At 43.9% G+C, this 22,005-nt stretch carries 18 protein-coding genes, 8 tRNA genes and 1 pseudogene; 20 read left to right on the top strand and 7 right to left on the bottom strand.

Translation table 11 applies throughout. From position 1 onward, the window contains the following. Positions 1 to 249: 249 nt before the first annotated feature. The 15 genes from KL866_RS16075 to KL866_RS16005 all read left to right on the top strand — a co-directional run bounded on the left by KL866_RS16075 (position 250) and on the right by KL866_RS16005 (position 8,326). A complete protein-coding gene (locus KL866_RS16075; RefSeq protein WP_025254775.1) occupies positions 250 to 705 on the top strand; it encodes a hypothetical protein in 456 nt (151 codons plus the stop codon). A gap of 122 nt (positions 706 to 827) precedes the next feature. Beyond that, on the top strand, positions 828 to 1,829 hold the full coding sequence (locus tag KL866_RS16070) for an NAD(P)-dependent alcohol dehydrogenase (protein ID WP_214995953.1): 1,002 nt from the start codon (positions 828 to 830) through the stop codon (positions 1,827 to 1,829). A 316-nt stretch (positions 1,830 to 2,145) separates the two neighbouring features. Further along, the gene (locus KL866_RS16065; protein ID WP_025254773.1) at positions 2,146 to 2,778 is read left to right on the top strand and encodes a 50S ribosomal protein L25/general stress protein Ctc; all 633 of its coding nucleotides are present in this window, start codon (positions 2,146 to 2,148) and stop codon (positions 2,776 to 2,778) included. A 5-nt stretch (positions 2,779 to 2,783) separates the two neighbouring features. Further along, positions 2,784 to 3,365, top strand: coding sequence for an aminoacyl-tRNA hydrolase (gene pth / locus KL866_RS16060; RefSeq protein ID WP_025254772.1), 582 nt, complete (start codon positions 2,784 to 2,786; stop codon positions 3,363 to 3,365). A gap of 41 nt (positions 3,366 to 3,406) precedes the next feature. Next, positions 3,407 to 4,498: a redox-regulated ATPase YchF gene (gene ychF / locus KL866_RS16055; RefSeq protein WP_025254771.1), complete on the top strand. Its 1,092-nt coding sequence runs from the start codon at positions 3,407 to 3,409 to the stop codon at positions 4,496 to 4,498. A 125-nt stretch (positions 4,499 to 4,623) separates the two neighbouring features. Further along, on the top strand, positions 4,624 to 5,625 hold the full coding sequence (locus KL866_RS16050) for a peptidylprolyl isomerase (protein WP_025254770.1): 1,002 nt from the start codon (positions 4,624 to 4,626) through the stop codon (positions 5,623 to 5,625). A gap of 171 nt (positions 5,626 to 5,796) precedes the next feature. Beyond that, positions 5,797 to 5,873: transfer RNA gene (locus tag KL866_RS16045), tRNA-Met, on the top strand. Between the two features lie 35 nt (positions 5,874 to 5,908). Continuing rightward, positions 5,909 to 5,993: transfer RNA gene (locus KL866_RS16040), tRNA-Leu, on the top strand. Between the two features lie 4 nt (positions 5,994 to 5,997). Further along, a tRNA-Gln gene (locus tag KL866_RS16035) sits at positions 5,998 to 6,073 on the top strand. A gap of 35 nt (positions 6,074 to 6,108) precedes the next feature. After that, positions 6,109 to 6,193, top strand: a tRNA-Leu gene (locus tag KL866_RS16030). 2 nt (positions 6,194 to 6,195) lie between these two features. After that, positions 6,196 to 6,271: transfer RNA gene (locus KL866_RS16025), tRNA-Gln, on the top strand. Positions 6,272 to 6,323: 52 nt separating this feature from the next. Next, positions 6,324 to 6,400: transfer RNA gene (locus KL866_RS16020), tRNA-Met, on the top strand. Positions 6,401 to 6,434: 34 nt separating this feature from the next. Continuing rightward, positions 6,435 to 6,519: transfer RNA gene (locus tag KL866_RS16015), tRNA-Leu, on the top strand. A gap of 4 nt (positions 6,520 to 6,523) precedes the next feature. Further along, positions 6,524 to 6,599: transfer RNA gene (locus KL866_RS16010), tRNA-Gln, on the top strand. A gap of 320 nt (positions 6,600 to 6,919) precedes the next feature. Next, on the top strand, positions 6,920 to 8,326 hold the full coding sequence (locus KL866_RS16005) for a sodium:alanine symporter family protein (protein ID WP_025254769.1): 1,407 nt from the start codon (positions 6,920 to 6,922) through the stop codon (positions 8,324 to 8,326). Between the two features lie 67 nt (positions 8,327 to 8,393). On the opposite strand, the gene KL866_RS16000 is transcribed toward KL866_RS16005, so the two are convergent. The 3 genes from KL866_RS16000 to KL866_RS15990 form a co-directional block, all read right to left on the bottom strand. Next, positions 8,394 to 10,973 (bottom strand): hypothetical protein, encoded by a 2,580-nt coding sequence (locus KL866_RS16000; RefSeq protein ID WP_214995951.1) that lies wholly within the window; start codon positions 10,971 to 10,973, stop codon positions 8,394 to 8,396. Between the two features lie 215 nt (positions 10,974 to 11,188). Next, complete coding sequence (locus KL866_RS15995; RefSeq protein ID WP_025254767.1) at positions 11,189 to 11,845, bottom strand: cupin domain-containing protein; 657 nt, start codon at positions 11,843 to 11,845, stop codon at positions 11,189 to 11,191. Positions 11,846 to 11,961: 116 nt separating this feature from the next. Next, positions 11,962 to 12,756 carry an SDR family NAD(P)-dependent oxidoreductase gene (locus KL866_RS15990; RefSeq protein ID WP_214995949.1) on the bottom strand — a complete coding sequence of 265 codons (795 nt, stop codon included), beginning with the start codon at positions 12,754 to 12,756 and terminating at the stop codon, positions 11,962 to 11,964. A 105-nt stretch (positions 12,757 to 12,861) separates the two neighbouring features. On the opposite strand from KL866_RS15990, the gene KL866_RS15985 reads away from it, so the two are divergent. Then, positions 12,862 to 13,206: a helix-turn-helix domain-containing protein gene (locus KL866_RS15985; protein WP_214995947.1), complete on the top strand. Its 345-nt coding sequence runs from the start codon at positions 12,862 to 12,864 to the stop codon at positions 13,204 to 13,206. A gap of 14 nt (positions 13,207 to 13,220) precedes the next feature. On the opposite strand, the gene KL866_RS15980 is transcribed toward KL866_RS15985, so the two are convergent. Beyond that, positions 13,221 to 13,841, bottom strand: coding sequence for a flavin reductase family protein (locus KL866_RS15980; protein ID WP_214995945.1), 621 nt, complete (start codon positions 13,839 to 13,841; stop codon positions 13,221 to 13,223). 92 nt (positions 13,842 to 13,933) lie between these two features. On the opposite strand from KL866_RS15980, the gene KL866_RS15975 reads away from it, so the two are divergent. Next, complete coding sequence (locus tag KL866_RS15975; protein WP_025254763.1) at positions 13,934 to 14,518, top strand: acyl-CoA thioesterase; 585 nt, start codon at positions 13,934 to 13,936, stop codon at positions 14,516 to 14,518. A 44-nt stretch (positions 14,519 to 14,562) separates the two neighbouring features. Here the strand turns inward: KL866_RS15975 and KL866_RS20380 are convergent, their stop codons facing one another. Together KL866_RS20380 and KL866_RS20505 are read right to left on the bottom strand one after the other, a co-directional pair. Further along, positions 14,563 to 14,880, bottom strand: a complete 318-nt coding sequence (locus KL866_RS20380) for an Lrp/AsnC ligand binding domain-containing protein (protein ID WP_251140110.1) — start codon at positions 14,878 to 14,880, stop codon at positions 14,563 to 14,565. 33 nt (positions 14,881 to 14,913) lie between these two features. Continuing rightward, positions 14,914 to 15,045 (bottom strand): annotated as a pseudogene (locus KL866_RS20505) (Lrp/AsnC family transcriptional regulator); the annotation flags it as partial. Between the two features lie 152 nt (positions 15,046 to 15,197). Between KL866_RS20505 and KL866_RS15965 the strand changes: the two are divergent. From KL866_RS15965 to KL866_RS15955, 3 genes are all read left to right on the top strand, one after another. Further along, positions 15,198 to 16,526: a cytosine permease gene (locus KL866_RS15965; RefSeq protein ID WP_214995943.1), complete on the top strand. Its 1,329-nt coding sequence runs from the start codon at positions 15,198 to 15,200 to the stop codon at positions 16,524 to 16,526. A gap of 71 nt (positions 16,527 to 16,597) precedes the next feature. Further along, the gene (locus KL866_RS15960; RefSeq protein WP_025254760.1) at positions 16,598 to 18,184 is read left to right on the top strand and encodes a hydantoinase/oxoprolinase family protein; all 1,587 of its coding nucleotides are present in this window, start codon (positions 16,598 to 16,600) and stop codon (positions 18,182 to 18,184) included. 1 nt (position 18,185) lies between these two features. Further along, complete coding sequence (locus tag KL866_RS15955) at positions 18,186 to 19,280, top strand: DUF917 domain-containing protein (protein ID WP_214995941.1); 1,095 nt, start codon at positions 18,186 to 18,188, stop codon at positions 19,278 to 19,280. Between the two features lie 109 nt (positions 19,281 to 19,389). Here KL866_RS15955 and KL866_RS15950 read toward each other — a convergent pair whose 3' ends face one another. After that, the gene (locus KL866_RS15950; protein ID WP_025254758.1) at positions 19,390 to 21,951 is read right to left on the bottom strand and encodes a TonB-dependent siderophore receptor; all 2,562 of its coding nucleotides are present in this window, start codon (positions 21,949 to 21,951) and stop codon (positions 19,390 to 19,392) included. Between the last annotated feature and the right edge of the window lie 54 nt (positions 21,952 to 22,005).

The following is a 22,005-nucleotide window of genomic DNA, read 5'->3' as shown; positions in this document are numbered from 1 at the left end:
CCTTTGTAAAAATCAAAACACTTTTTCTTCAAAAAAATAAGCCTAACTTTTTTTGTAACGTGAAAAATATGTATAGGTTTCTGTGTTTTTTGTAGAAATTACTTAAACGCCATGGAAAACTGTAAAACAAAGAAACGTTTTAATCAGCGGAAGCTAAAAGTTATACACAGCTGCGCACTAGGCACTAACTCGGCGCTAAATACGCACTAACAATAAAACCCTACTCTTATTTAATAGAGGAATATAAGAATGAAAACACATCACCTTAAACTCGCACTTATGCTTACTTCTGTATTTTCGCTTGTAGCTTGCTCTCAAGAAGAAACGAATAAGGACGTCACCATGGTTGATAAAGAAAAGCAGACGGATACTGGAGCTGAATCTATGCCTAAAGAACTGGTTGCCGAGCCTGTAACACAAGCTGAAGCCGTTGAGGAGAACGTAAAAGGTGAAGTTTCTATGAAAGGCAGCATCATATATAAAGACTTAGAAGGTGGTTTTTTTGCTTTTATTGCTGAGAATGGCGACCGCTATACACTGCATGGCCTAGATAAAACCTATCAAAAGAATGGCCTTGTTGTTGAAGTTAAAGGTACACCTAAGCCTGATATGATGACGTTCACTCAATTTGGTACTGTACTTCAAGTATCAAGCGTTAAAGTGCTTGATACCAGCAAAGTCATTGATAACCTACAAACAAAATGATCGCGCTCTATGCGAAACAAGTAGCAAATAACTTGTTCTTGTAATAAGGCAGAGAGCTAAGCTGCACATCCCTTTGCTCTTGCACTAAAAATACTCTGCTATGAATAAAAGGATGGTTGTTAATGATTAATGCATATGCCGCTAAAGAAGCAGGCGGAAAATTGGAAAAGTTTCAATACGAACCCGGCGAACTTGCTTCGCATGATGTTGAAATAGACGTTGAAAGCTGTGGCATCTGCCACAGTGATTTAAGCATGCTTGATAATGAATGGGGTATGACCGAGTACCCTTTTGTACCGGGACACGAGGTGGTAGGTACTATTAGTCAAGTAGGCGAACATGTCACCTTTCTTAAGGTAGGCCAGCGCGTAGGCTTAGGTTGGCATTCAGCCTATTGTAATAGCTGTAGAACTTGCGAAGCGGGCGATCACAACCTGTGTGCCGACGCTACTATGACTATAGGTGGTCGACACGGCGGATTTGCAGATAAAGTACGCGCTCAGGCGCGGGCGGTTATTGCTCTTCCCGATTCTATCGATAGCACGAAGGCTGGGCCTTTGTTTTGCGGCGGCATTACTGTATTCAACCCCCTTGTCCAGTTTGGCATTAGCCCAGCAAGTGAAGTTGGAGTTATCGGCATTGGTGGTCTAGGACATCTTGCTCTGCAGTTTTTAAACGCCTGGGGGTGCAAAGTAGTCGCGTTCACTTCAAGCGAATCAAAAAAGAAAGAAGCGTTAGAGTTAGGTGCATCAGATACAATCAAGAGCCGTGATGAAAACGAGATAAAGAAAGCGCGCGGTAGGTTCGACCTCATTATTTCAACCGTCAATGTAAAGCTAGACTGGAATCTGTATCTATCTACATTGGCACCGAAAGGTCGGCTTCACTTTGTAGGGGCTACCCTTGAACCTCTTGATATAGGTGCATTTAATTTAATTGGTGGGCAAAAAAGCGTGTCAGGTTCACCGGTAGGTAGCCCAGCAACCATCAAAACTATGCTTGATTTCGCGGCCCAGCATAATATTGAACCTGTTATCGAGACCTTTAAGTTTGATGATGTAAATGATGCCATTGAACGGCTTCGAGAAGGCAAAGCCCATTATAGGGTTGTGCTGACGAAATAAGCGAAAACATTGAAGGTCTCAATATAAAGCTGATTGACCACAATAAATAGCTCGGATAAAAGGCAGCCTATTATATTGACCTTGGTAGAATGTAAGCGCGCTTCGGCGCGCTTTTAATACTTACTCACTTCTGTTTTTATCTGCGTTGGTAATTGTATGTTGTGGTAGGTGGTGTTAGAATTCGCCGCCCTTGAATTTTGGGCTGGTGTTTTATTGTACTTTAAAATTAATTTTTAAGCGTAATTCACACCAATTTACAGTGGGTTTTGGTCGCAAAAATCCACATCACTATACTTATATTTTTTGGAGACAGACAATGTCTGAAGCAAATTTCAAACTAGACGCTTCTGTTCGTACAGACCTAGGGAAAGGTGCGAGCCGCCGCCTACGTCGCGAAGAAAAGCTTCCTGGTATCATCTACGGTGGTGAAGAAGCACCAGTTTCTATCACACTAGATCACAACAAAGTAAACAACTCTGCTGACTTTGAAGCGTTTTACTCACACGTTCTTGAGCTAAACCTAGACGGTAAAGTTGTTGAAGTTCTAGTTAAAGACATGCAACGTCACCCGTACAAGCCAAAGATCATGCACATTGACTTCCAACGTGTTATCGCTGGTCAAGACGTTCACACTAACGTTCCAATTCACTTCGTAAACGAAGAAGCTTCTGCTGCTGTTAAAGCTGGCGGTATTGCTGAGCACCACGTAACTGAAATCGAAGTTACTTGTCAGCCTAAAGATCTTCCTGAGTTCATCGAAGTAGACATGGCTGCTGTTGAAATGGGTCAAACGCTACACCTTTCTGACCTAACACTTCCAGCTGGCGTTGCTTCTGTAGAACTTGCTAAGAACGACGAAGCTCACGACCTAGCAGTTGTGACTGTTAAGCCTGCTCCTAAAGCGGCTGACGCAGAAGAAGACGGCGAAGAAGCAGCTTCAGAGGAATAATCCTCTTGGCTGATATCCGCCTAATCGTGGGCCTGGGTAATCCAGGCCCCGAATATGAAAATACCCGACACAATGCCGGTGAATGGTTTCTTAACCAACTTGCCGACACCTACAACGCCCCGCTAAAACCAGAAACCAAATTCTTCGGTAAGACTGCTCGCATTACTATTGCTGGCAAAGATGTCCGATTGCTCTACCCCACCACGTTTATGAATAAAAGTGGGCAAGCCGTAGCAGCACTGGCCAATTTTTACCGTATAGAACCAGAACAAATATTAGTTGCGTTTGACGAATTAGATTTGCCTCCCGGTGTAGCGAAATACAAAGTGGGCGGAAGTTCTAGTCAAAACGGCGTACGTGACATTGTGGCTAAAATGGGTAACAACAAGAATTTTTTGCGTTTGCGCATAGGTATTGGTCATCCAGGTCATAAGAGCCGAGTAACCGGCCATGTTCTTGGTAAGCCACCAGCTGATGAAAAAGCAGCTATTGAAAGTGCCGTTGATGAAGCGGTACGCTGTACAGAAATTTTGCTGAAAGAAGACCTTAAACAAGCACAAAATAGGTTGCACTCTCACAAAGGGTAAACCTAGTCAGTTATCACTTTTCCAAACTAAGGATCCATACCATGGGTTTTAAATGCGGTATTGTTGGCCTACCAAACGTAGGTAAATCAACACTTTTCAATGCATTAACAAAAGCAGGTATTGAAGCGGCAAACTTCCCTTTCTGTACCATCGAGCCAAACACAGGTGTAGTACCTGTGCCAGATCTTCGTTTGGACAAGTTGGCTGAAATCGTAAATCCACAGCGCGTTATTCCAACCACTATGGAATTCGTTGATATTGCGGGTTTGGTAGAAGGTGCATCTAAAGGTGAAGGCTTAGGTAATAAATTCCTAGCAAACATCCGTGAAACAGATGCTATCGGTCACGTAGTACGCTGCTTCGACGATGAAAATATTGTTCATGTTGCAGGTCGCGTTAGCCCGAAAGATGATATCGACGTTATCAATACAGAACTTGCACTTTCAGATCTAGAAACAACGGAAAAAGCACTTCACCGTGTAGCGAAACGCGCTAAAGGCGGCGACGCTGATGCCAAATACGAAATGAAAGTGCTTGAGAAGATTAAGCCACACCTAGATGAAGGCTTGTTGCTTCGTTCACTTGAACTTACAAAAGAAGAACTCGCAGCAATTAGCTATATGAATATGCTTACGCTTAAGCCTACCATGTACATTGCTAATGTTGATGAAGACGGCTTCGAAAACAACCCGTATCTTGACCAGGTAAAAGAGATAGCATCTGGCGAGAATGCTACTGTAGTAGCCGTTTGCGCATCTATTGAGTCTGATATTGCTGAGCTTGAAGATGACGAGCGCGAAGAGTTTATGCAAGACATGGGCTTGGAAGAGCCAGGTCTTAACCGCGTAATTCGCGCTGGCTATAACTTACTTACACTTCAAACTTACTTCACTGCAGGAGTAAAAGAAGTACGCGCGTGGACTTTCCCTGAAGGTTCAACAGCGCCACAAGCAGCAGGTAAGATTCACACCGATTTTGAAAAAGGCTTTATCCGCGCTGAAATCGTGGGCTACGAGCACTTTGTTGAGTTCAACGGCGAGCAAGGTGCGAAAGACGCAGGTAAATGGCGTCTTGAAGGCAAAGAATACATTGTTAAAGATGGCGACGTTATTCACTTCCGCTTTAACGTCTAATTTCTGGTGTAGAATTTAGCCCTATTTTTTCAAAGCCACCGCAAGGTGGCTTTTTTGTTTGTTTTGAATAATTGTGAAGCGCACATAGGGCTGATATAACTAGTAAAAAACTAATGGCTTTTGTAATGACTCCTGATCAGCTTACCTCTTCACACTCTTTAACCTTGTCTTGTCGCAAACTAAAGCGTACTAAACGGCTTTCAGTTTTTAAAGCCTCAATCACGGCGTTGTGTTTATTGGGCTTTGCAAACTTTTCTCTTGCGAATGAAACCCAAACTAATGCAGTGACTACGCAAACTAGCACCACTGAGGTTGAAAAAACGCCGGTATTAGCGAGCAATACAGCCAGTTGGTATCAAGTACCTCAAGGTAATACTGTAACGTTTAAAACAGCATATGACGATGTAGTGATTGCCCTTAACCCGACCCTTGCACCGAAACATGTCGCAAGGTTTAAAGCCCTTATAGAAGCTGGCTTTTACAACGAGCAAGCGTTTTATCGGGTAGTAGATGGATTTGTCGCACAGGCCGGTAGCAACGATACTCACAACGCTGCTCAGTTTGCAGCAACTCTGCTTAGACCAATAAGTGCTGAATTTACCCAGCCACTTAATAGCAACGTAAACGTGGTTGAATCTAAGGATATGTTTGCACCTCACACTGGCTTTCTAGACGGGTTTCCTGTGGGCGTTGATAAAAACCGAAAGGAAATGTGGGGGCTTCACTGCCCTGGCGTTGTGGCTTTTGCTCGAAATAGCGAGAAAGATACCGCCAGTACCGAGTTTTACATTGTGATTGGGCAAGCGCCGCGACACTTAGATAGAAATATGTCGATAGTAGGCCGTGTGGTAAAAGGTATGGATGCGCTTCAAAAATTACCACGAGGGAATATGGACACAGGCGGTGTGCTAGATGACATAACTCAAGAGAGTACAATTAAGCAGGCTTTTATACATGATAGCAACACGACGCCTTACTTTTTACAAACGCCAGACCATGAAGAATATAAAAAGCGGGCTAATACGGGAAGAAACTTAGATAACCCGTTTTTTCATGACAATACCTATGGTCCGCGCCCTATTGACGTGTGTTATTACCAGACAAAAGCCAGTGACAAAGCCTGGTAAAAGAGGGCATTACCCCTTACAAGTTGTTCAAATTCACGGCTTTTTGTGTGTATTTCGCCCTAATGCGCACACTTAATGAGCATTTGAAAAAAGTTAGTAAAAAAGGGGTTGACGGTTGCCAGTCATATACGCATAATACGCGCCACTTCCTGAGAGGGAAGAGAATAGCAAGGCTACGTAGCTCAGTTGGTTAGAGCACATCACTCATAATGATGGGGTCGCAAGTTCGAATCTCGCCGTAGCCACCAATTCTCTATTATCTCTTTTAGGAAAGTCTAGCTAAGCGGAAGTGGTGGAATTGGTAGACACGCTGGATTTAGGTTCCAGTGCTTCACGGCGTGAGAGTTCAAGTCTCTCCTTCCGCACCACAACTGGGGTATAGCCAAGTTGGTAAGGCAGCGGGTTTTGATCCCGCCATTCATAGGTTCGAGTCCTGTTACCCCAGCCATTCTTTTTTGAATGACTATTATAGCTAGCGTCTACGCGGAAGTGGTGGAATTGGTAGACACGCTGGATTTAGGTTCCAGTGCTTCACGGCGTGAGAGTTCAAGTCTCTCCTTCCGCACCATTTGGGGTATAGCCAAGTTGGTAAGGCAGCGGGTTTTGATCCCGCCATTCATAGGTTCGAGTCCTGTTACCCCAGCCAAATTCTTGAGAAGCCGCTCGTCGAGCGGCTTTTTATTGAAGATAAAAGTTTAGGCTACGTAGCTCAGTTGGTTAGAGCACATCACTCATAATGATGGGGTCGCAAGTTCGAATCTCGCCGTAGCCACCAACTTTTACTTATTCCTTAATTGGAAGTCTACATTGCGGAAGTGGTGGAATTGGTAGACACGCTGGATTTAGGTTCCAGTGCTTCACGGCGTGAGAGTTCAAGTCTCTCCTTCCGCACCAATATTGGGGTATAGCCAAGTTGGTAAGGCAGCGGGTTTTGATCCCGCCATTCATAGGTTCGAGTCCTGTTACCCCAGCCATATTTTAGAAAAAGCCGCTATTATAGCGGCTTTTTTGTTTGTGCTGGCTTTTACATATCAAAACGCTTTCCTTCGCTCTTCGAAAGAATAAATTCGCTATAAAATAGCATTAAACGTCATGGTTTCTTTACGTTTTCGTTGACCTATCTTTTAATTGTCGTGCTAGTATTGGTTCTTTATCGATATAGCTCGGTTTAATTTTAGGTTTTAGCAAACGTACACTTACCTTAGCGAAAGCCCTTGTTCTGACAGCGCACCTGTTATGTTCAGTTCATTTTTTTATGCCGAGTAACCATTAAAACAATAACGAAGGAAAGTGCGTGATAAACGAATTCGTTTCATTAGTTAACAATATTCTTTGGGGCGATGGTCAAGTACTCATTGTCATGCTACTTGTATGTGGCATTTGGTTTACCGTTAAACTTGGCGGTGTACAAATTAGGCACTTTGGCCATATGTTCAGCCTGCTTAAAGGCAGTAACACCGCAACTAAAGATGGAATTAGTTCATTTCAGGCTTTATGCACAAGCTTGTCTGCCCGCGTCGGCACAGGTAACCTGGCAGGCGTAGCCGTAGCGATATCCTTAGGTGGCTCAGGCGCCATCTTTTGGATGTGGATGATTGCCCTTTTAGGCATGGCTACAGGTTTTGCTGAGAGTGTATTGGGTCAACTTTATAAAGTGCGAGACGAAAACGGTGAGTTCCGTGGAGGTCCTGCGTATTATATAAAACAGGGGTTAAACAAAACCTGGCTCGCAGTAGCATTTTCTCTGTGTTTATTCTTAGGTTACGGCTTTATCTTTAGTGCTGTTCAGGCTAACACCATAACCGACGCGCTAAACAATGCATACTCCTTTCCTACTGAATACGTAGGCATGGCAATCATAGCCTTAGCGGCATTGATTGTTGTGGGGGGGCTCAGAGGTATTGCTCGTTTTGCCGAGTTTGTTGTTCCTTTTATGGGAATAGGCTATGTGCTAGTGGCACTTGCCATTACTTTTATCAATATTTCAGAACTCCCTGCCATGCTGCTTGATATTGTAAAGTCAGCTTTTGGCTTGCAAGAGGCGGGCGCTGGCGCATTAGGTGCCGCTGTTAAAAATGGTATTCAGCGTGGCCTTTATTCAAACGAAGCAGGTAGTGGCTCTGTACCCCATGCAGCAGCAGGTGCTGCCCCAAACCCTAATCACCCTGTATCGCAAGGCTATATCCAAATGCTGGGCGTATTTTTAGATACCTTAGTACTTTGTACGTCTACTGCATTTATTATTTTACTTGCCGGCGGTTCAAGCTCTGATCAAATGGAAGGTATTCGCCTTACGCAAGACGCCATGAGCAGCCACTTAGGTGAAGGCGGTACAGACTTTGTAGCTGCCGCTATTAGTTTGTTTGCATTTACATCTGTAGTGGCAAACTACGCTTATGGCGAAAGTAACCTACACATGTTTAAACTTGATAACAAAATAGGCCGTGCTGCCTATACCATAGGTTACTTGGGCATGATTTATTGGGGTGCACAGGCAGCGCTACCTCAAGTATGGGCTATGGCCGATATGGCGTTAGGTTTAATGACGGTTATAAATATCATCGCTATTGTATGGATGACCCCAACCATTGTTTCTATCAGCAAAGACTATTTTAAGAAAAAAGACACTGGCGCAAATATGGAATACAAAGTGGGTGATTGTGAGATTCAGGGTAAGTCTGAAGATGGCGTGTGGGATTAAGCTCAAGGTTTAACTTTATATAAGAAGGGGCATCAGTGATGCCCCTTCTTGTTTCTATAAACCAATTTTAATGGGTTTGATAAAGTACCTTGCCAGTAGCAAAAGTTAACCTAACATTACCTTCACTATCTTCATCACAGTAAATATTATTGTTCAAACTGGCATCTCTTTCTGAGTCTGCCAATAAGAAGTCAGACTCCCAAACAAGCTCCCCCGAATGCATATCTAATGCATACACTTTTGATTTAGCTTGGCGAGAGTCATATTGCAAGTCATCGGCTAAATTAAACTCTGGGGTAATGACATATGTTACGCCGTGAGCTTTTGTAGCAGAAAACTCGCTACAATAGTCGAGGCGATTTGCTGATGTAATTCGTGGTAACTCGGTGCTTGAATTAGAGTAAACAGAAACGAAGCTATCATCGATAACATTATAAATGTGATTGAAAAGAAGCTCTTGTGGATTGGTGCTGTTAACGTTTAATACCTCCCTTACCATGATAGATACAAAGGGGCTATCATCAAAGTATGTATTCACAATAGCTGGCTCATCGGACACAAGATACACCTCTCGATCCGTTGGATATTTCACTTTCCTAACGACTTCAAAGCTTTCAGGTGTCTTTTGTAAAATAACGAGATGGTCGTCGACTACCATTGCAATATAGTCGTCTTCCTGCCAAGTATAGCTACTAAGCCCTCTTATTCGTCCGCTTCCTTCAAGGCCCCATAGGGTTAATTGAGCCACTTCCTGCATGCTGTCTTGCTCAACAATGAAGATGTACTGATTTACCCTTACGAGAATATAACTAACACCGTTCGCTTCAAAAAATTTAAATTCTGGAGGACTGCCATTTACGTCTATCGCGTATTCTGCAACTACATTGCTGTTAAAGCTCTTTCTCACTAATGTAGAGTCAAATACTTCCCAACCGTAAACATCAAGTGGCGTAGTCGACAAAGAAATGAATGTAGGCTCTAACTCTGCAGTCGTTACTTCAGTGAATGAAGTACTTCTATCTTCGTTTAAACTAAATACACCTTTTAAGCTCCCCACTGCATAGCCATCACTTTTAGCGACAATGTTCCCCAAAACCTCATAATCATCGGCGTCTGAAGTTAAATTCTCTACAACAGGGTCCGCTGTGCTGTTGGTAGCTACTGTAAGTGTGTGCTTGAGCCTTGTTGCATAATCGCGATTTCTCACTTCTATTTCAAAGTTAACGTCTAGCGGGTAGCCAAAATTAGGCACAAATGCTTTCCATTCAATGCTACCGTCATCGGTTATTTGCATATCTAACGGCGACGTAACTAACCTAAATTCAAAGGGTCCGTTCCCCTCTGGGTTTAATATCTCTATATTATTTGAATATACTTCGCCTACCTGCAGGTTAGACGCTAAGCTCGCAAGCTCTATTTGTGGCTGGCTTTGTTTAACATAAACCGACACCGTCACAGGGTCTGATTCAACCTTTCCATCAAAAGCGATGACCTGAAGCTGATATTGGCCTGACTGCGACATGCTTACACTAGTGTTGCTAAAACCGTTATTTTGAAATGTAACGTCTGCACCGTCAGGGGCCGATAGAACACTCCATTGAAAAGTAAGAAGGTCGTTATCAGTATCGCTACTTTCGCTTGTATCTAATAAAGTAAACTCGTTGCGGTCAGCTTCAAGTGACGTAGAAGACACGCTAACAACCGGCGCCGTATTGTCATCACGCAGGTAGTCTTGGTCGCCAATAAAAGAAAAAGGGATAACTAACGTAGGCTCTTCAGCGGAGTTTGTGTCACTAAACAGACCAATAGAAACGATCCCACCTTCCCGTTCTTTGATTACGAGTGAATTTGACCCCGTGATAGCGATAGCAATAGACGCTGAGGTAAACGAACCTGGACTCATAGTGGTAATATCAATATAGCCATAAGGAGAGATATACATCCTCCCTTCAGGAACTAACACTGGATTGTCCTCGGATATAGTGGTGTCGATGTCTAAATCATCAATAAACACTGTAACACCTGAAGACGCATAGGTGAGCAGCCCGTTTAAGGTGGCAGCTTCGGTGTATTGTTCACCTACAGATGCTTCAATCGTACCCTCGAAGTTTGCAACCATTCGTGAATTGTCGATGGTTAAGCTATCGAATGACAAGGTTCCCTCAAACGACTCACCATTAGATGACACAGACGACACAAACAGTTTTCCCTTGCCATTAAAAGTATAAGGCCCCAAAGCACAATTAATGTATTCAACTTCAGACGTATCGTTATTTAATTCACCAACAATTAACTGTCCAGACTCACAATCCTCTCCTGTAGGTTGTTCGTGGTCGGTTAATACGCGATCGAAGCGGGCATAAGGGAATTCGTCTGAATGCACTAACATGACGGATGTATCCAGAGCCGATGTTACATAATAAGCAATATCATAGGCCGACGTGCTGTCTACTACCGCTTCATTCTTAAGCCCCTCATACTTGCTAAAAAGTCCGCTTGGAGGGGGTGTGGGTGTTGTTGGGTTAGTAGGTGTTACAGTGGTAGGTGAAGAGGATGAGGAACCACCTCCTCCACCGCACGCTGTTAATGCAGACAACGTGATTATTGCAACCGTACTATATTTGAGTAGTTTAGCTGATTTTTTCATATTACACTCATAGCTTAGAGCATACTTTGTAAGAACAACGTAGAACAAAAATAGAAGAGGTAATGGTTCAGAGAAGTAAACTTATTCTAAAACGCGACTGCTAAAACTATCCGTGTCTTTACACTGTTAAGATGCTCAGTTCTTCTCTGTTGAAAATAGAGCCGAAAAGTTAACCAGTTATCCCCCTCTTTTCAAGATCTATTTAATTATTGTATTTACAATGCTACAGGCAAATGCCCCGTTTTCACCCAAATTACTGTTTCCTCATCAACGTATGGATGATGCTGACTCATATGTGGGCTTCTTATCCACGTACCTTTGGGATATTTACCGTGCTCATCTTTGAACGCCCCTGACAGTACAAAAATCTCTTCACCACCAAAGTGTCTGTGAGGCTTAAACACTTCGCCAACGGGCCACTTGACTAAAGCTACATGCTCGTGTTCAAAGTTGTGTAGCGGCATCACTTGTAAACCGCCCTGCCCTTGAAGCCATTCTGCCGTATTAGTGTTCACCCTAACCTCAGCCAAATCGCGCTTATCGAATTGATTCAGTTTAACCAAGATCACGCAGCCTTCTTTGCTAAAAGGGCTGTGTTTACTGCCAGGAGGGTTACGCAGATAGGTGCCGGCTGGGTAGTCTCCATGCTCGTCGGAGAAAACGCCCTCTAGTACAAGAATTTCTTCTCCGTACGGATGGCTATGCTGCTTGAAGTTAGCACCCGCCTCGTATTTGACGATACTAGTGGTATGCCCTGATTCCTTTGCCTCACGCTCTAAAGGCTTGCGCCATACCGTTGGCGAAGGTGACGCCTGCCACTCTTGCAGGTCAGAGTTGATTACTAAGCGTTCATCAAAATTCATATTTAGCATCGTTGTTCATCTCATTTTGTTTCGTGCAAGCCGGTATCACTAATTAGGAGCAAACATTATCTCGCGTTATATTACCAAGGTGAAGACAACGCAAGATAATGAAAACGTACTATTTATTAGTTTCTACCTGCCATAACACCGCCATCAATATCTAATACGGTTCCGGTAGTCCAATTAGCTCTTTCTGATAACAGATAAAGGATGCCATGGGCTACGTCTTCTGGAGTTCCTATACGTCCTATCGGATGAAACGCATTGAAACCTTCTAATACTTCATCGGTTTGCTCTTCTGGTACGAATGCATTGTAAATAGGTGTTTTAACTACCGCTGGCGATACTGCATTTACACGTATACCATCGTCGGCAAGCTCCATGGCCAGATGCTGAGTAAGTGAATGCAACGCTGCTTTTGCCATGGAGTAAGCAGACGACGGCGTTGCCTTAACAGCCTGCTTAGCCCACATAGAACCAACATTAACAATACTACCAGCGCGGTGTTGTGACATCTTTTTTGCTACCGCTTGGGTAATGAAAAATAGGCTTTTATTCAACTCATGATAAATATCATAATCTTCACGTGTATGAGCTAAAAACGGTTTAGGGTTAAAATAACCCGCGGCATTAATTAAATAATGGATAGGCATAGCGGCCTCTTCAACATACTTGACCAATTTTTCTACGTCTTCCGTGATATACAAGTCAGCTTGAATGGCGTTTAAATTAACTGTTGAAGTATTTGCGAATGTACTTAGCGCTTCTACCGCTTCTTCCAGTTTGTGCTTATTTCTACCCACAAGCGTAACGTTAACGCCTTCGCTCACCAATAGCTTAGCGGTGGCAAGACCAATGCCACTAGAGCCGCCGACAATCAACGCATTACCGTTTTCACAAAAAGTGTTCGAATGTGACATTTTAATTCCTCTCACTGTTTTCAATTCGTGATAACCTTACGCCTTAGATAACTCGATGAATAGTAAGTATAATTTGGTACAGTAAGTACTTTTAGGTACATCTTTATGAATTCTAAAGAAAAACAAATCGAGCGAAAGATCCCGCCTCAACAAAGTGCGCGCATGGTAGAAACGATTTACGGCTGTAAATGGTCGCTCACCGTTTACCAACTCTTAGCTAATGGTATTAACCGACCCGGTGAAATGGTGCGCAATGTAGACGGACTAAGCACTAAGGTATTAAATCAGTGCCTGAAGAAAAATACTGAATTTGGTATTTTGAAAAAAACGGTTTATCACGAACTTCCGCCTCGGGTCGAATACCAGGTTACAGAGTTTGGAAAAAAGTTTTTAGCAGTGCTAGAACAAATAGAGGCCTTACAAGAAGACCTCAACCAACTATCTAGATAGTATCGCCACCTCAATCACTCAGGCCTTAGCAGCTCAAAAAAGTTGTCTTGGGAGACCTTAAAATAGTCTCCTCGTCCACCGCCACGGCTAATCGGAGCCCCCTTTAGGGTTTTATAAACGCCATCTTCAATGAGTGACTTATCGATATGCACACCTACGACTTCACCCATGACAAACCAGCTTCCAACTGTGTCCCCTGTCGCTGACTTAAGCTGTACCACATCGGTAAGTTTACATTCCATGCTCACTTTGCTCGCCTTTACACGAGGAACCCGCACTATTTCACTGTCTATGGTCTGAAGACCTGCATGGTCGAACTCACTTTCCTCTGGCGCTAGAGGTTTGCTCGTTGTATTCATTGCAGTAACTAAATCTTCCGATACGAGATTCCAACAAAACTCACCTGTTTCCTGCACGTTTACCAATGAATCTTTTTTACTGCCTACTACAGAGAAACCGATAATAGGTGGGGTATAGTTTAAAGCATTGAAAAAGCTGTAAGGGGCAAGATTTAGCACACCCGCTTTTGACTTTGTAGAAATCCACCCTATAGGACGCGGAGCAATAATCGCGTTAAACGGATCGTGAGGTAAACCATGACCTTCTTTTGGTTGATAAAAATGCGTTTGTGCCAAAACCATTCCTTATTATTTGTGGTAGGGTAAAACTATTACTGATATGAACGCTTACCCAGCGCTTTTCAAGGGCTTTAGATTAAAGGTTGTTTATGACTGCACGTAGTGTCGCTTTTTCGAGAACAAGACTGACTGAATTAATGGTACCGTCCTTCGCAAATTTTGGCGGTAAAGTACATGGTGGCGTTATCTTATCTTTAATGGATAAGGTAGCCTATGCCTGTGCAAGTAAGCACGCAGGCGCTTACTGCGTTACGGTAACTGTGGATGGCGTTGAGTTCTTGCAGCCCGTTGAGGTTGGTGATCTTCTTCACCTTGATGCTACCGTACATTATGTTGGCAACACATCGTTAGTTGTGGGGATAAAAGTCACCACGGAAAACATTAAAAGCAATGAAGTTAAACACACCAACAATAGCTTTTTTACCATGGTAGCCAAAGATGACAACGGCTCGCCAGTCGCTGTACCCGAACTGGAACTATCTAATCATCGCGAAATGCGCAGCTTTGTAACAGCTATCCGCCGCAGTAAAATTCGAAAAGAAGCTCAAGTTAAACTTCAGCGTGATTATGACGCCTTCATTCCTAAAGAAGACTTTGCGCTTCTCGATGCGCATAGATGCGCTGTTACCTTTGACCGGGATGAGGTATCTGGGAAACAAAAGATTGAAGACTGAATGAAAACACTCACGCAATGGTGAAATGAAAGTAGCTATGTAAGTCAGTCGATCCACTTCAGCTTTTCAAGAGGATAACCCAAGTACCACTTAGTACGCTCTAACACTGGGCGGATAACAATTCTGTTTATCCCTAATCTTGGGTTATCCGACAAACTGTCACACATTTGCTTAAGTGCATTATAGTTAGGGGAGCATGTGAATGAAATATAATCGACGTCACCGCTCATTCTTAGGCAGTCCATGAATTCAGGGATATCTTGCAAAGCATTTTCAAACTGACGCCGCTGCTGAGCAGTATTGCTTTTAAGGTAAAACTCTACATAAGCCAATACATGTTCGCAAATACGGTCTAAATCCATTTCGGTGTGAAAATTAAAAAAATACCCTGCTTCCTGGAGCGCTTTTTTGCGCTGAAAGCATGCGCTTGCCGACAGGCCTACCCGCTCTGCTAATTCTTGATTAGATAGATCTGCGTACTTGTGAATAGTGGCTAGAATTTTTTTATTGTACTCATCTAGCTTAATGGTCTTTTTAGCGATGTGCTCTCTCCTACCAAAACTATCTTTTGTTTTGCGACTGTACTTAAAAAGAAAGTTTTTTAAAAGCGATAAACATACGTAAGAAATTCATTTTTAACTCACTTACACTGGGTATTCACTCAATTAGAGCAAAAGATATGGAACCACCATACGACACATCACAACAAAGCATTGAAGATAAAGCGCTAGTTTCATGGCCAAGGGTTGCTGCCGTGTCAGCTATGGTCTCCTTTTCTATACCTACCTTTATGACAGGCATAGAGCTATTTTCACTACTTTCTTGGCAACAAGTTGCAATAACGTTGGTAATTGGTGGTGCACTGCTTACCTTAGTTGGGGGAGTGATGGGTTCTATTGGCTCTATCACACGCAAAAATTCCTACATGCTCGTTCAGGTAGCCTTCGGAGCTCGCGGTGCGCAGCTTCTCAACTTACTTTTCGCAATTTCATTAGTGGGCTGGTTCGGGTTGAATCTAGACTTATTTTCATCTTCCGTTGCCGCCATTTTAAATCTCGAAAATCAAGACAAAACCCTAACTATTGGAATTGAGGCTATTGTGGGCGTTCTAATGATACTCACTACCATGTACGGGTTTAACATAATCAACCGCTTGTCGATTATCTTAGTGCCTGTAATGGTAATAGTCAGCGCCGTTCTCTTATACCAGTCGCTTGCTGTCACCTCTTTTGGCCATTTCACCACTGCTTTAAACCACACTAAAAGCTCTATTAGTCAGGGTGTTAGCCTTATTGTGGGGGTAATCATAATTGGCGCTATCATATTACCCGATATTACTCGGTTTAGTCGTGAGCGCAGAGGTGGCGCATATACCGCATTCTGGTCTTACCTAATTGCCCAAAGCGCTGTAATCATTATCTCTGGCTACGCTGCTTATGCACTTAACGCCGACAACATACTTGATGTTCTGCTGGCTATGGGTATAGGTAGTTGGTCATTGCTAATTATAGTTGCGGGTAGCTGGATTTTAAATGCATTAAACTTATACAGCGCAGAATTGGCAGTTACTGCCAGCCTACCTCGCATAAGCCAGAAAGTTGTGGCTGTTGGGTTAGGGCTTGTAGGCATGATTGCAGCTTTCGCCAATATTCTTGACATTTTCGTGTTATTTTTATCAATCCTCACTGCTGTATTTATTCCGGTTGCAGGCATTATCGCCGTCGATTTTTTTGTGCTTAATAAAAGCTTATATCTTTCGCAGGTTTATTCCGAGCACCACCCTTCTGAGAAAGTAACTTCTAAAAAACACCATACAACACGTTCCGATCACAATAGCGCGTTAATAGCTTGGGCCGTAGGTGCTGGAATTGCTGGCTATGACCTGTTTCAACCCATCACCCTTATCACAGGCATTACCGCCTTAGACGCAATAATAGCAAGTGCAACATTACACTTTATTGTTTGTATGACCATGCGTCAGCTTGCGGTTCAACGGGCTCAACCGTGAGTTTAATTTATGCGGCGCAACGCGTTTATCTATCAATTTATTGTTCAATCTAACCAATCAGAGGCACTTCTATGCGCATAGGCATTGATGTTGGCGGTACACATACTGACGCCGTACTGCTAGATAATGAGACGATTTTAGCCACTAACAAATCGTTAACCACTTCAGACGTCGCAAGCGGTATTATTGACAGTCTTAATACGCTACTTAAGAAAGCGTCGGTACCGGCAAAAAACATTAGTGCTGTGATGATTGGCACCACGCAGTTTACTAACGCTATTGTTGAACGACGTCAATTGTCTGATATTGCAGTAATTCGCTTAGCGCTGCCTAGCGGAAAAGGCTGCCCGCCAATGATTGAATGGCCTGACGAATTGATAAAAGCCATTAATCCAAGTATTTACGAATGCCACGGCGGCTATTTGTATGACGGCTACCCTGTGGCCGACATCAATTTTCAAGAAATTGAAGCCGCCATTGCCGATATTAAACATAAAGGTATCAAGTCTGTTGCCATTGCTTCAGCATTTGCAACAATGAACGCAGAGCCGGAATTGCAGCTTGCCAACCTTATCAACACTGAAATTCCAGACTGTGAAATAACTTTGTCTCACCAAATTGGTAGTATTGGCCTGCTCGAGCGAGAAAACGCCGCAATATTGAATGCGACTTTGCGTCCATTCGCACAAAAAGTGGTTAATGCGTTTGAAAGCGCGTTAAAACAACACGCATTTAGCTGTCCGTTTTTCATTAGCCAAAACGACGGTACATTAATGAATGCCGATTTTGTGCGCGCCTACCCAGCCCTTACCTTTGCATCGGGCCCTACAAACTCACTAAGAGGAGCCTACAAACTTACCGGAAAAGACAATGCTATCGTGGTTGATATTGGCGGAACCACTTCAGATATAGGCGTACTACAAAACGGCTTTCCAAGAGAGTCGAACCGAATAATAAAAGTGGGAGGAGTGCGGACTAATTTTCGCATGCCAGACATTAACGCTGTCGGCCTTGGCGGAGGCAGTATTGTGCGCGATGAAGGCAAGCGTATTGGGCCAGATTCATGCGGTCATAAGTTAGTAGAAGAGGCGTTAGTATTTAACGGCAATACCTTAACCACCACAGATATTATTGTAGCCAATGGCAACGCAATGATTGGTGAAAGTGAAAACGTAAAAAATGTACCGCATGAAGTTGTGCACAACGCCATAAATACCATGCGAGAAACCTTAAATCATCATATAGAAATAATGAAACCCGATAACACGCCAGTTCCTGTGATTCTTGTGGGTGGCGGAGCTGCGTTGATACAAGGTGAACTGCCCGCAGCAAGTGAAGTCATTCGCCCCGAAAACGCCGATGTAGCCAACGCCATTGGTGCTGCTATTGCGCAAATTGGAGGGGAAGCCGAGAGCATGCTGTCTTACCGTTCAATGTCGCGCAACCAAGCGATATTCAACGTTACTCAGCTTGCCACAGATAAAGCCGTAGCCGCAGGTGCCAATAAAAACACGGTTCGCACCATTGATATTGAAGAAACTGAAGTGCCTTACATGGATGGTGATATACGACGTGTAAGAGTCAAAGTAGTAGGCGAAATCGCTACGGTAGAAAGAGCCGATGCACAACTCTCTGAGCAACAAACAGGAGCCTACTGAGATGACGCGAAATACACATGTAACGATAGAAGATTTAGAAGCGCTAAGTATGGGCTCGGTTTTCCTAGCAACGGGTGGTGGAGGCGATCCCTACCTACCTATGATTTTGGCAAAGCAAGCTTTGCTGGAATACGGCCCTGTTGCTCTTATTGCTCCTTCTGATTTAAACAGTAACGACTACGTGGTTGCACTGGGCGCAGTGGGTGCGCCTACGGTAAGTTTAGAGCTTCTTCCCTCTATCGATGAAGCGGGAGATACGTTACGTGCTTTTGAAGAGCATACAAACAAAAAAGTGGATGCTATTGCATCGTTTGAAATTGGCGGCGGCAATTCGCTTCTACCTCTAGTTGCCGCCGCTGGCGCTGGCGTGCCTATGATAGATGGCGATGGCATGGGTCGCGCTTTACCCGAAGCGCAAATGATGACCTATGCTATTGCTGGCGCAAAGCCGACACCTGCGGTGGCGCGAGATTACGCAGGAAACACTGCGGCTTTTTCAACGTCAGATACACAAACGTATGAGCGCCATATTAGAAGTTTTGCTATGGCAGCAGGCGGAATGATAACGGCAGCAGAACATCCCATGTCAGGTGAATTTATAAAAACAGCCATCATTTCCCACACGGTATCGTTCGCTATTACATTGGGTAAAGTGCTTATGCAGCATCGAGGTCATGTCCAGCAAATGATACCACACTTAAACGCATGTTTTAAAAGCTCTGTCTACGGACAGTGCAAATTGCTTTTTGAAGGTAAAGTTACCGATAAAAGTGTGGCTATTGTGGGAGGTTACGACGTAGGTGAGCTTACCGTGGCAAGCTTTAACAGTGAGCCTCCGGTTACCATAAACATCAAAAATGAATACCTGATAGCCAAACAAGGCGACAAGATTTTAGCAAGTGTTCCTGACCTAATAGTGCTTGTAGATATTGAGACCTGTGAGCCTATTAATGCTGAGCGTATTAAGTACGGCCAACGGGTAGCTATTATCGCAGTAGAATGCCCCGAGTTTTATAAATCAGAGCAAGCGCTTGCTGCGGTATCACCGAGAGCATTTGGTTTTGATTTTGATTACGTTGCGCTGTCAGCAAAGTAAATATTTCAATATTGCAATACGAAAAGCCCCCAAAAGTTGGAACATCCAACCGTTGGGGGCTACTTCAAACTAACTAACTTTTACTTTTATTAGTTCAGCAAGCTCTCAATTAAAAGCGGTAAGCAACCTTGCCGTATACAAAACGTCCAGTGAAACCGTAAGGCGAGAAGCCTGAATACGGGAACAAGCGAGAGAACGTTGTGACATCATCCACAAGTTCACGGGTAGTTTCTGGATACACATCAAAGACGTTGTTGGCACCTACAGAAACGGTTAACCCTTCCGTTAGCGCAATGCGAACGTCTAAGTCTGTGATCCATTCTGAAGGAATGATCTCATTTCGCGCTTCAACCGACGATGGGTCTTCCACCTCACCATAACGCGTAGTACGTAACGTTGTTGTATAACGGTCGTAATTCCACGTAACCCCTAAGTTCAGTTTGCTGTCAGGTGAAGCAGTCTCAAAGCGACGCAGTTCAACATCACTGAAAAGGTTATCTTGGTCAAAGCCCGCATTTTGCAAGACCTCTGGCGCATCGATTACGCTAGTCACTTCGTTATCGTTAAAATTGGCGCCCGCGTTAAAGTTAAACGCACCGTACTCCGAAGTATTGAGCGTATACGTAGAAACAATATCCACCCCCTCCGTACGCGAATCTATCGCGTTTAAGAAGAATCGTGCTTGGTTAGCCCCGGTTCCCTCTAATAATGCCTCGATTGCATCGCCTGATAGGTTATTAGACAAAACAATACGATCGTCAATATCTATACGATAGAAGTCTACCGTTAAGTTGAAGTCGGCCGTAGGCGAGTAAGTAAAACCTGCACTGTAGTTATTCGACTCTTCCGCATCAAGACCAGGGCTTCCTAGCGCTTGCGCTACGTCACTTGATGGTGCAAACGTGCCCGTCTCAGTCGGTTCGCCATCAACGAATACCGTCGCAATAGAGGTAAAGAATTGCTGCTGTAGCGACGGTGCTCTAAAGCCAGTTGATACTGACGCTCGAAGTGCAAATGCATCGCTTAGTGTTACGCGGTGCGACATTTTCCAGTTAAACGTGCTGCCAAAATCAGAATAATCTTCATAGCGCCCTGCCACAGCTACGTTCCAGTTCTCAACCACATCAGCTTCTACATCCACATAAAAGCTATAGTTGTGACGGCTGTTTTCACCTGCAGACTCTGGTGTAAAGCCAGGAAATACTTGCGAGCCAGCTGCGCCAAATGGGCCGTCAATAGGGTCAGTTACAGCACCACCAGGACCAAACGTACCTTGAATGTAAGATCCCTCTTCGCCTGCTGTGATTTCATAGCTTTCGTGACGATACTCTGCGCCCATTGCAAAGTTCATTTCACTGTAGAATAAACCCGTATCAACTAATCGCGAGGCGTCTGCATTCACAATTGTGGTGTTATATTCAAGCGTACCTGCGTCAAACTCGGTTTGGCTCGTTGGGCCTAGCGATGTATTAAGCGTATTGATCACGCCATATTCTAATTCGTTACCACCGTGCGTAACAGACAAGTCGTAGTTCCATACATCACCATAGCCTTTAATACCCGCTAGCAGAGACATATCTGTAATGTCGGTTTGAATAGAGGGTAAGAAACCGTCTGGGTAAATCTCTACAACATTTCGCGAATCTTGAGCGCGACGGTAAAAGCCACCACCTACTGAATCACGAGCGCTGTAACCTGCTGTGGTGTAAAACTCAATACTATCGGTAAGTGCTTTGCCCGCATTAATGAACAGCGCATAGTCTTCTACTTCACCGTTACCGTAAACGTGGTTGTAGCGGTTAACCGTAAGTTCACGAGGGTCTAAGTTGCCTTCAGCATCTCGTGCATAGTTTTCTCGCTGATCGTAATCTGAGCGATTAGCTTGGCCGCGATCGCGATATTCAGCAGAAACATTGACGAAGCCGTCGTCGCCCCACTCAAAACCCACATTGCCGCGAAGAGTAAAGGTTTGGCCGTCGGTTACTTCTCGATCACTGCCTTCATCAAATGCTAAATTACCGTCAGAACCAACACTTACCCCTTCAAGGTTTGGAACGCCGTCCATCGATGTGACATTAGCACCGTAAGTTGCCGACACTTCACCGCCTTCAGCCGCATCTTTCAAAACAATATTAATTACACCGGCGATAGCATCAGAACCGTATTGCGCCGCTGCACCGTCACGCAACACTTCAATGCGTTTAATCGCGTTAGCTGGGATAGCATTTAAATCTACCGCAGAAGAACCTCGACCCACTGAGCCGTTTAAGTTAAGTAACGCTGAAGTATGACGGCGCTTACCATTTACCAACACGAGTGTATGGTCTGGCGCTAAGCCGCGAAGCTGAGCTGGACGCACGTGGTCCGTGCCGTCAGTAATAGATGGCTGAGGAAAATTAAAGCTTGGCAGTAACTGATTCAAGATCATGTTAGTTTCAGTTAGGCCCGTCGCTTCAATAGAAGAAGCATCGATAATATCGATAGGAACCGGAGAATCATTGACAGTACGACCTACGCGACGTGAACCTACAATTTGAATCTGCTCAACATCTTGTTCATCAACAACGGCCTGGTCTTGTGCAAGAACCGATGTTGAAAAAGGCATTCCAACTATTGCAGAAGCAATTAAGGAAAGCTTGAAAGCAGAAGCGTTAAATTTTGCCTGTTGCATTGTGATGTTCCTGAATTTTTTAAATTTTAATTATTGAAGTGTGTTGTCTTGTAC

Origin of the sequence: Alteromonas sp. ALT199 (assembly GCF_018619335.1) — a bacterium.
Lineage (GTDB): Bacteria > Pseudomonadota > Gammaproteobacteria > Enterobacterales > Alteromonadaceae > Alteromonas.
Note: the sequence above shows the minus strand (reverse complement) of the source record. Positions and strands in the feature narration are given on the sequence as shown.

Coding starts and splice junctions, on each gene's coding strand:
- KL866_RS15990 (WP_214995949.1), bottom strand. CDS start 12,756: ATGTCACATTCGAACACTTTTTGTGAAAACGGTAATGCGTTGATTGTC.
- KL866_RS15960 (WP_025254760.1), top strand. CDS start 16,598: ATGCGCATAGGCATTGATGTTGGCGGTACACATACTGACGCCGTACTG.
- KL866_RS16000 (WP_214995951.1), bottom strand. CDS start 10,973: ATGAAAAAATCAGCTAAACTACTCAAATATAGTACGGTTGCAATAATC.
- KL866_RS16050 (WP_025254770.1), top strand. CDS start 4,624: ATGACTCCTGATCAGCTTACCTCTTCACACTCTTTAACCTTGTCTTGT.
- KL866_RS15965 (WP_214995943.1), top strand. CDS start 15,198: ATGGAACCACCATACGACACATCACAACAAAGCATTGAAGATAAAGCG.
- KL866_RS15975 (WP_025254763.1), top strand. CDS start 13,934: ATGACTGCACGTAGTGTCGCTTTTTCGAGAACAAGACTGACTGAATTA.
- KL866_RS16070 (WP_214995953.1), top strand. CDS start 828: ATGATTAATGCATATGCCGCTAAAGAAGCAGGCGGAAAATTGGAAAAG.
- KL866_RS15950 (WP_025254758.1), bottom strand. CDS start 21,951: ATGCAACAGGCAAAATTTAACGCTTCTGCTTTCAAGCTTTCCTTAATT.
- KL866_RS15955 (WP_214995941.1), top strand. CDS start 18,186: ATGACGCGAAATACACATGTAACGATAGAAGATTTAGAAGCGCTAAGT.
- KL866_RS16075 (WP_025254775.1), top strand. CDS start 250: ATGAAAACACATCACCTTAAACTCGCACTTATGCTTACTTCTGTATTT.
- KL866_RS16065 (WP_025254773.1), top strand. CDS start 2,146: ATGTCTGAAGCAAATTTCAAACTAGACGCTTCTGTTCGTACAGACCTA.
- KL866_RS20380 (WP_251140110.1), bottom strand. CDS start 14,880: ATGGATTTAGACCGTATTTGCGAACATGTATTGGCTTATGTAGAGTTT.
- KL866_RS15985 (WP_214995947.1), top strand. CDS start 12,862: ATGAATTCTAAAGAAAAACAAATCGAGCGAAAGATCCCGCCTCAACAA.
- KL866_RS15995 (WP_025254767.1), bottom strand. CDS start 11,845: ATGCTAAATATGAATTTTGATGAACGCTTAGTAATCAACTCTGACCTG.
- ychF (WP_025254771.1), top strand. CDS start 3,407: ATGGGTTTTAAATGCGGTATTGTTGGCCTACCAAACGTAGGTAAATCA.